Raw genomic sequence first — 8,008 nt, 5'->3', positions numbered from 1 at the left:
CGGAGAGGGTGGCCTCGCGGACCGCGCGCTCCGGGTCGTCGGCGAACCAGGCGCCCAGCGGGGCGACCCGCATGGCCGCGCCGTTGCCCCAGGAGCCCTGGCCGTCGAAGAGGGCGCCGGACAGCTCGCGCCAGTCGCCGCCCTCACGGACCAGGCGCAGCATCCGGTTGACGGCCGGACCGTAGCCGCGGTCGAAGTCGTGGTGGCGGGCGAAGGCCGCGGCCAGCTCGTCCTGGTCGACGGCGTCGTGCGCGGCGAGGACGGCCACCACCGAGCAGGCCATCTCGGTGTCGTCGGTCCAGCCCCACCGGCCGGGCGGGAGTTCGCCGCCGTGCAGCAGCGGACCGTTGGCGGGAACGAAGAACTGGGAGCCGAGGGCGTCGCCCACGGTGAGGCCGGTCAGGGAGGCGAGGGCACGGTCCAGGCGCGCCCCCGGTGCGGAAGAGGGGTCATGGGTGGTGGTGGTCACGCTGCCATCCTGCCGATCGGCCCTGCTGCCGACCAGAGCCTTCCGGTACCGGCTCGCGCCAGCGGTCAAAGGGCCGGTCCAGGGTGTACTTGCCGTTCTCCCCGAGAACGAGCATGCGCGTCTCGCCGTTCCCCGGATTGGAGAGCGACTCGAACTCGTCGACGGTCCAGTGGAACCAGCGCATGCAGAACAGCCGCATCGCCAGGCCGTGGGTGACCAGCAGGACGTTCGGCGGGTGGCTGGCGTCCTCGAAGCTGCGGAACAGGCTTTCCAGGAAACCGCCGACCCGGTCGTAGACGTCGGCGCCCGACTCGCCCTGGGCGAAGCGGTAGAAGAAGTGGCCGTACGCGTCGCGGTTGGCCTTCTGGCGCGCCACGTCCGCCCGGTCCTGCCAGTTCCCCCAGTCCTGCTCGCGCAGCCGGGGTTCCTCCCGGATCCGTACCCGCGCGGGATCGAGGCCGAACGCCTGAAAGGTCTCATGGGTACGGCGGTAGGGCGACACGTAGACGCTCACCCGCTCCTGCCCGAACAGTTCACGGAGTCTGCGCCCGGTCTCCTCGGCCTGCCTCCAGCCCTGGGCGGTAAGGGGGAGGGCGTGGTCCGGGGTGCGCTCGTAGAGGGAGTCGTCGGCGTTTCCCGCGGACTCGCCGTGCCGGACGAGGACGATGCGGCGTGGTCGGGCCATACCGGAACCCTAGATCGGGAACGTGACACATTCCTGTCGTGCGCTGGTCATGTCGCCCACGGGTCACGCCGCGTCCGGCCGCCTGTCGCGGACCGTCACCCGGATCGTCGCGGACCGTCACACGGATCGTCACGGACCGTGAACCCAGTTCGTCACGACCCGTGAACCTCACCCGTCACGGCCGGTCCCCGAAACTCGCGCCGCGTCAGGGGCGGGTGGCGGGGACGACGGTCCAGGTGGGCTCCAGATCGACTATGTCGCCGTCGAGATCCGCGACGTCCGCCTCCAACTGGGCCCGCAGGGAGAGCCGCTCGATGCGCTCGGTGCGGTACTTGGCGCGCTCGGCCGCCGACTGCCACATGGAGAGGATCATGAACTCGGGGCCCGGCGCCTCCGCGAAGATCCCCCGCACCATGCCCGGCGAACCGGCCATGGCCGGGTTCCACACCTTCTCCTGCATCAGCGCGAAGTGCTCGGCCCGCTCCTCCCGCACCCGGCAGTGGGCCACGCGGACCCGGTCCGCCTCGGCGAACCGCGGCTGGAAGCCGGTCTTCACATCGAACCGGTGGGTGAAGAGCCGGACCCGGGTGTCCCGGTACGTGCCGGCCTGGGCGGTGGCCAGCCGGTCGTGGGAGAGCGCCATGAACGAGTCGTAGAGCACCCGGCTCTCCCAGAAGGAGAAGAGGTGCACGACGCCCGGCCGCATCCGGCTCCAGCCCCCACCCTGCCCCTGGAAGCCGGACTCGCCGCGCAGACCCGCCCATTTCCGCTGCCCCTGTTCGAACCCGCGGGGGTCCGTCACCGTGCAGCGAATCCACTTGACCAGCACCGCGCCATCGTAAGGCCACAGGACCCGCCGCTGGAGGGCGCGAACTACCGGCGCACTTCCCGGTGATGGCTCGCACACGCGTGGCAGGATGGACAACCGGCTTTCTGCGCGGCCCGGTTGGACCAGGGGGTGGGCAACTCCCTCTTGGGCCACGGGCGTCGGGAGCCTCACGGACTCAGGCTTAGGGAAGGGGAGAGCATGTCCGGCAGCACTTCCGGCATCGGCAAGGGGATCGCCAAGGTCGAGGTGTCACTGAAGTGGGATCCCAGCCCGATGGGACAGCCTGCCATCGACCTCGACCTGGTGGCGGCGGCCTACCGGCACGACGACCCGCACGGGGCGCCCGTGTACGTGGTGCACTTCGACAGCCGCTCGCCGGACGGCACGATCACCCTCCACCGGGACAGCCGGGACGGCAAGGGGTTCGGCTGGGACGAGGTGATGACCCTGGAACTCGGCCGTCTCGCGGAGCGGTTCGGCCGCGTCGTGGTGGGCGCGGTCATACAGCAGGGCACCGTGGAGCGCGCCTTCGCCGAGGTCCCGCACGCCCGGTACCGGGTGGCCGAGGGGCACGTGGCGCTGGACGAGGGCGACTTCGCGGCCGTCTCCGGCGCGCGGGCGGCCACGCTGGCCGAGTTCGTCCGGGAGGGCGGTCACTGGCGGTACCGTCCGGCGGTCCGCGGCTTCGACGACGCGGAGCGCTTCCCCCAGGTCATGGGCGCCGTGAGCGGCGGCTGACGACCCGCCCCGCTGCCTCCACGACCCGGCGGGGAGCCGCCGGGGGACCGTGGAGGCGGCGCGGGGGCGCCACGGTCCCTACGGCGCCTGAGCCTCGCCCGACGGGGCCGGCCTGTCGTCGAACGCCCGCAGTCCCGTACCGGACATCGTTCCGGACGTCGTCCCCGCGAGCCGGATCATCGCGACGTCACCCGCCGCCAGGGCGTTCCGCGCCGTCCCGCACCAGTCCTCCCGGTCGAGAAGCGCCAGGTAGCCGTCCCGGTGGAGCTGCCACCGCCGGACCGGGGCGATCGAGCCCGGGTCCCCGTCTTCGCCGAGGTCCCGCGCGAGGACGGCGGCGAGACGGTAGCGGTCGGGAGTGGGACCGAGCCGGTCGAGGTGGCGCAGATGTGCCGTGAGCAGCGCCTCGGCGTCCGGACAGCCGCTGAGGGTCGTCCCCATGCCCTGGCTCCACATGAGCACGTGCAGGAGCCCGCCGGCATGCTCCACGATCTCGGGGTCCACGTCCGCTGCGGCGAGGGCTTCCCGCAGACCGGCTGCCTGGGCGACCTTCCCGGCGAAGTACCCGTTGAGGAAGTCGCCGTCGACCGCTCTGCGCAGCAGCCACCGCCGGACGTCCGGGCGGCCGTCGACCAGCCGGCAGAGCGCCTCGACCACGTACACCCGTCCCCAGCCCGCCACGCGGTCGGCCAGCCAGAGCAGCGCCTCGGCGCCGCCCGGCAGCCGCTCCAGGGCGTGCGCCGTGAGCGGGCCGCACGTGTCGGAGAGCAGGCCGACGGTCTGGAGGTACGGGATGTCGTCGGCGGTGCCCACCGCGGCGAGCAGCGCCGTTCCGACGATCACGTCGTCCCTGTCGGTGCCGCGCCGGACGAGCCGGCGCCCGGCCTCCCGTGCCCGCGCCGGTGCGCGCAGCGCGGCCTCACCGACGCACGGGACGGGATGGATGGGCACGTGCACGTCACGGAACCGGCCCGTCAGACGCTCGGGCGGCGCCTGAGGGGCGGTGAAGTGCTCGTCGAGGACGGCCGCGACGCCGACGCCGATCAGCTCACGCCTGGGCGGGTGCTCCGGCCGTGGCCGTCGGCGACGGTCCTCGTCGTCCGGGAAGGGCTCGCCGCCGCGCGGCAGCGGGGCGTCGGGGGTCAGCCGGTGCAGCCGGAGGGCGTGGTCGAACAGTGGGGTCCTGGATCCGGGAAGCTCCGTCCCGGTCGCCTCGCTCACCGGCGGAGGGAGGACTCGATTCTCTTGATCATGTCGATGAGCCTGCCAGCGCCTCGCCCCGGTGGCAAGCCCCGGCGACACACACGACGGCGGGAGGAGCGAAAGCCCCTCCCGCCGTCGGTGTGCTCAGCGGATCGCGTCACCCGTCGCGGTCACGCGACCTCGCCCGCCGTCAGCTGCAGCCGCTGGTGGAGCCGCAGCCCTCGCAGACGTAGCAGGAACCGGCCCGCTGCATCTTGGTGCCGCAGGAGAAGCACAGCGGGGCGTCGGCCTGGATGCCCAGCTGCATCTCGACCAGCTCCGCGTTGGTGTGCGACTCGCGCGGCGCCGGCTTGGCGGCCGGGGCCTCGGCCTTCGGCGTCACCACGGGCGCCGACTGGGCGAGGGTCTCGGTGTCCAGGTCGTCCTCCTCGAAGATCGGCTCGTAGGAACCGGTCTCCAGGTGGCGCTGGCGCTCCTCGGCGGTGTGGATGCCGAGCGCGGACCGCGTCTCGAAGGGCAGGAAGTCCAGCGCCAGACGGCGGAAGATGTAGTCGACGATCGACTGCGCCATCCGCACGTCCGGGTCGTCCGTCATGCCGGCCGGCTCGAAGCGCATGTTGGTGAACTTCGAGACGTAGGTCTCCAGCGGCACGCCGTACTGCAGGCCCACCGAGACGGCGATCGAGAAGGCGTCCATCATGCCGGCGAGGGTCGAGCCCTGCTTCGACATCTTCAGGAAGACCTCACCGAGACCGTCGTCCGGGTAGGAGTTGGCGGTCATGTAGCCCTCGGCGCCGCCGACGGTGAAGGAGGTGGTGATCCCGGGCCGTCCCTTCGGCAGGCGCTTGCGCACCGGGCGGTACTCGACGACCTTCTCGACCTTGGCCGGGGCCTCGGCGACCGGCTCGGCCTTCTTCTCCTCCTCCTTCTTCTTGGCGGAGAGGGGCTGGCCGACCTTGCAGTTGTCGCGGTAGATGGCCAGCGCCTTGACGCCCAGCTTCCACGCCTCGAAGTAGATCTCCTCGACCTCCTCGACGGTCGCCGTCTCCGGCATGTTGACCGTCTTGGAGATGGCGCCCGAGATCCACGGCTGGATCGCGGCCATCATGCGGACGTGGCCCATCGGGGAGATGGCGCGCTCGCCCATGGCGCAGTCGAAGACCTCGTAGTGCTCCGGCTTGAGGCTCGGGGCGTCGATCACGTTGCCGTGCTCGGCGATGTGGGCGACGACCGCCTCGATCTGCTCCTCCTGGTAGCCCAGGCGGCGCAGGGCTTGCGGCACGGTGCCGTTGACGATCTGCATCGAACCGCCGCCGACGAGCTTCTTGAACTTGACCAGGGCCAGGTCCGGCTCGACGCCCGTGGTGTCGCAGCCCATGGCCAGACCGATGGTGCCGGTCGGGGCCAGGACGGACGCCTGGGAGTTGCGGAAGCCGTTCTCCGCGCCCAGGCGCAGGACGTCCTGCCAGGCCTCGGTGGCGGCGGCCCACACCGGGGAGTCCAGGTCGTCCATGCGGACGGCCACGGCGTTGGCGTCGGAGTGCTGCTTCATCACGCGCTGGTGCGGCTCGGCGTTGCGGGCGTAGCCGTCGTACGGGCCGACGACGGCGGCCAGCTCGGCGGAGCGGCGGTAGGCGGTGCCGGTCATCAGGGAGGTGATGGAGCCGGCGAGGGCGCGGCCGCCGTCCGAGTCGTAGGCGTGACCGGTGGCCATCAGCAGGGCGCCGAGGTTGGCGTAGCCGATGCCCAGCTCACGGAAGGCGCGGGTGTTCTCACCGATCTTCTCGGTGGGGAAGTCCGCGAAGCAGATCGAGATGTCCATCGCGGTGATGACCAGCTCGACGACCTTCTGGAAGCGCTCGACGTCGAAGGACTGGTTGCCCTTGCCGTCGTCCTTCAGGAACTTCATCAGGTTCAGCGACGCGAGGTTGCAGGACGTGTTGTCCAGGTGCATGTACTCGCTGCACGGGTTCGAGCCGTTGATCCGGCCGGACTCCGGGCACGTGTGCCAGTGGTTGATGACGTCGTCGTACTGGATGCCCGGGTCGGCGCACGCCCAGGCGGCCTCCGCCATCTTGCGGAAGAGGCTCTTGGCGTCGATCTCCTCGATGACCTCGCCGGTCATCCGGGCGCGCAGCCCGAACTGCGAGCCGGATTCCACGGCCTTCATGAACTCGTCGTTCACGCGGACCGAGTTGTTGGCGTTCTGGTACTGGACGGACGTGATGTCGTCGCCGCCCAGGTCCATGTCGAAGCCCGCGTCGCGCAGGGCGCGGATCTTCTCCTCCTCCTTCACCTTGGTCTCGATGAAGTTCTCCACGTCGGGGTGGTCGACGTCGAGGATGACCATCTTGGCGGCACGGCGGGTGGCGCCGCCCGACTTGATGGTTCCCGCGGAGGCGTCGGCGCCGCGCATGAAGGAGACCGGGCCGGAGGCGTTGCCGCCGGAGGAGAGGAGCTCCTTGGAGGAGCGGATGCGGGACAGGTTCAGGCCTGCGCCGGAACCGCCCTTGAAGATCATGCCCTCTTCCTTGTACCACTCCAGGATCGACTCCATGGAGTCGTCGACGGAGAGGATGAAGCAGGCGGAGACCTGCTGCGGCTGCGGCGTGCCGACGTTGAACCAGACCGGGCTGTTGAAGCTGAAGATCTGGTGCAGCAGCGCGTAGGCCAGCTCGTGCTCGAAGATCTCGGCGTCCGCGGGCGAGGCGAAGTACTTGTTGTCCTCGCCGGCCTTGCGGTACGTCTTCACGATCCGGTCGATCAGCTGCCGGAGGCCGGTCTCCCGCTGCGGCGTGCCGACCGCGCCGCGGAAGTACTTGCTGGTGACGATGTTGACCGCGTTCACCGACCAGAAGTCGGGGAACTCGACGCCACGCTGCTCGAAGTTGATCGAGCCGTCGCGCCAGTTGGTCATGACGACGTCACGGCGCTCCCAGGCCACCTCGTCGTACGGGTGCACGCCGGGGGTGGTGTGGATGCGCTCGATGCGCAGTCCCTGCCGGGCCGCAGCAGCCTTGGATCCCTTGGCTCGGGAACCTCGTGCCGGACCGCTCGCCGTCTCTGTCATGCCGCCTCCCTGTATCGGGCAAAACGCCCTGAAGTGCCGCGTTCTTCCCGTGGCACGAATCTGTCCTGTTCGCCGCGGAACGCCCTCGCTGCGTCTTCCGCGACCTGTCTTTCCTCCACCGCCGCCCGGCCGGCCTCCGGAGCCGCTGCCTCCGGTGCCGGTCCGCCGTTCAGTCGGCGGTGCTCACGGGCACGGGAGCCTTCTCCTGCTCCACCTGCCCGCGGTCGTCTTCCCGGGCCCGCTCGCCCGAAGCGTCCTCACCCGAGGCGTCCTCGTCAGGGGCGTCCTCGTCGGGGGCGGGACGCGGCCTGGCTTCCCTCAGCTCCGCGATCGCGCCCTCGAAGTCCTCCAGGGACTCGAACGCCCGGTAGACGGACGCGAAGCGCAGATAGGCCACCAGATCGAGCTCCTGGAGCGGGCCGAGTATGGCCAGCCCCACATCGTGTGTCGTGAGCTCGGCACTGCCGGTGGCGCGCAGCGCCTCCTCGACCCGCTGCCCCAGCTTCGCCAGCGCGTCCTCGGTCACCGGCCGGCCCTGGCAGGCCTTGCGGACGCCGTTGATGACCTTGGTCCGGCTGAACGGCTCCGTGACCCCGGAACGCTTGATCACCATCAGTGAGCACGTCTCGACGGTCGTGAACCGCCGGGTGCACTCCGGGCACTGGCGCCGCCTGCGGATCGACGTGCCGTCGTCGGTCGTACGGCTGTCGACGACACGGCTGTCGGGGTGCCTGCAGAAGGGGCAGTGCATGGCGTTCCAACCCTCCTCACAAGCAGACTCAACAGCCTCGCAGACCCCGTGGGCCCCTCGAAGCGAGCACCAGCATAGGCGATGCCGTGAGCCGCGAAGACCACACCCACCACAACTTCTGGGTCACGCCGCACATCCAACCACTAGATGTGGGGCCAGGGCGGGAAATGGCGGGCAACCGCACGTCGGACGCGCATGTCGCCGGAAACCGGCCCGGAGGCCCGGCGGGCGGGCGGTACGGGCCCGCCGCACAGGGAGGCGCA

At 70.8% G+C, this 8,008-nt stretch carries 7 protein-coding genes; 1 reads left to right on the top strand and 6 read right to left on the bottom strand.

The features are described 5' to 3' along the window. The 3 genes from HW445_RS12070 to HW445_RS12060 form a co-directional block, all read right to left on the bottom strand. Positions 1-469: ADP-ribosylglycohydrolase family protein (locus tag HW445_RS12070; RefSeq protein WP_180221020.1), on the bottom strand; the 469-nt coding region annotated here is incomplete at its 3' end. Then, the gene (locus HW445_RS12065) at positions 450-1,154 is read right to left on the bottom strand and encodes a histidine phosphatase family protein (protein ID WP_180221019.1); all 705 of its coding nucleotides are present in this window, start codon (positions 1,152-1,154) and stop codon (positions 450-452) included. The genes HW445_RS12070 and HW445_RS12065, both read right to left, overlap by 20 nt. 205 nt (positions 1,155-1,359) lie before the next feature. After that, on the bottom strand, positions 1,360-1,983 hold the full coding sequence (locus tag HW445_RS12060; RefSeq protein WP_180221018.1) for a YdbC family protein: 624 nt from the start codon (positions 1,981-1,983) through the stop codon (positions 1,360-1,362). 198 nt (positions 1,984-2,181) lie between these two features. Here HW445_RS12060 and HW445_RS12055 point away from each other — a divergent pair, with 198 nt between their 5' ends. After that, positions 2,182-2,721: a TerD family protein gene (locus HW445_RS12055; RefSeq protein ID WP_180221017.1), complete on the top strand. Its 540-nt coding sequence runs from the start codon at positions 2,182-2,184 to the stop codon at positions 2,719-2,721. A 78-nt stretch (positions 2,722-2,799) separates the two neighbouring features. Here HW445_RS12055 and HW445_RS12050 read toward each other — a convergent pair whose 3' ends face one another. The 3 genes from HW445_RS12050 to nrdR all read right to left on the bottom strand — a co-directional run bounded on the left by HW445_RS12050 (position 2,800) and on the right by nrdR (position 7,745). After that, positions 2,800-3,942 carry a hypothetical protein gene (locus tag HW445_RS12050; protein ID WP_308798932.1) on the bottom strand — a complete coding sequence of 381 codons (1,143 nt, stop codon included), beginning with the start codon at positions 3,940-3,942 and terminating at the stop codon, positions 2,800-2,802. 172 nt (positions 3,943-4,114) lie between these two features. After that, on the bottom strand, positions 4,115-6,994 hold the full coding sequence (locus tag HW445_RS12045) for a vitamin B12-dependent ribonucleotide reductase (RefSeq protein ID WP_180221016.1): 2,880 nt from the start codon (positions 6,992-6,994) through the stop codon (positions 4,115-4,117). A 169-nt stretch (positions 6,995-7,163) separates the two neighbouring features. Further along, positions 7,164-7,745: a transcriptional regulator NrdR gene (gene nrdR / locus HW445_RS12040; RefSeq protein ID WP_180221015.1), complete on the bottom strand. Its 582-nt coding sequence runs from the start codon at positions 7,743-7,745 to the stop codon at positions 7,164-7,166. Positions 7,746-8,008 lie beyond the last annotated feature (263 nt).

Origin of the sequence: Streptomyces sp. UH6 (genome assembly GCF_013421635.1) — a bacterium.
GTDB classification, from domain to species: domain Bacteria; phylum Actinomycetota; class Actinomycetes; order Streptomycetales; family Streptomycetaceae; genus Streptomyces; species Streptomyces abyssomicinicus.
This window is presented reverse-complemented; position numbering and strand designations above follow the sequence as displayed.

Coding starts and splice junctions, on each gene's coding strand:
- HW445_RS12065 (WP_180221019.1), bottom strand. CDS start 1,154: ATGGCCCGACCACGCCGCATCGTCCTCGTCCGGCACGGCGAGTCCGCG.
- HW445_RS12055 (WP_180221017.1), top strand. CDS start 2,182: ATGTCCGGCAGCACTTCCGGCATCGGCAAGGGGATCGCCAAGGTCGAG.
- HW445_RS12045 (WP_180221016.1), bottom strand. CDS start 6,994: ATGACAGAGACGGCGAGCGGTCCGGCACGAGGTTCCCGAGCCAAGGGA.
- nrdR (WP_180221015.1), bottom strand. CDS start 7,745: ATGCACTGCCCCTTCTGCAGGCACCCCGACAGCCGTGTCGTCGACAGC.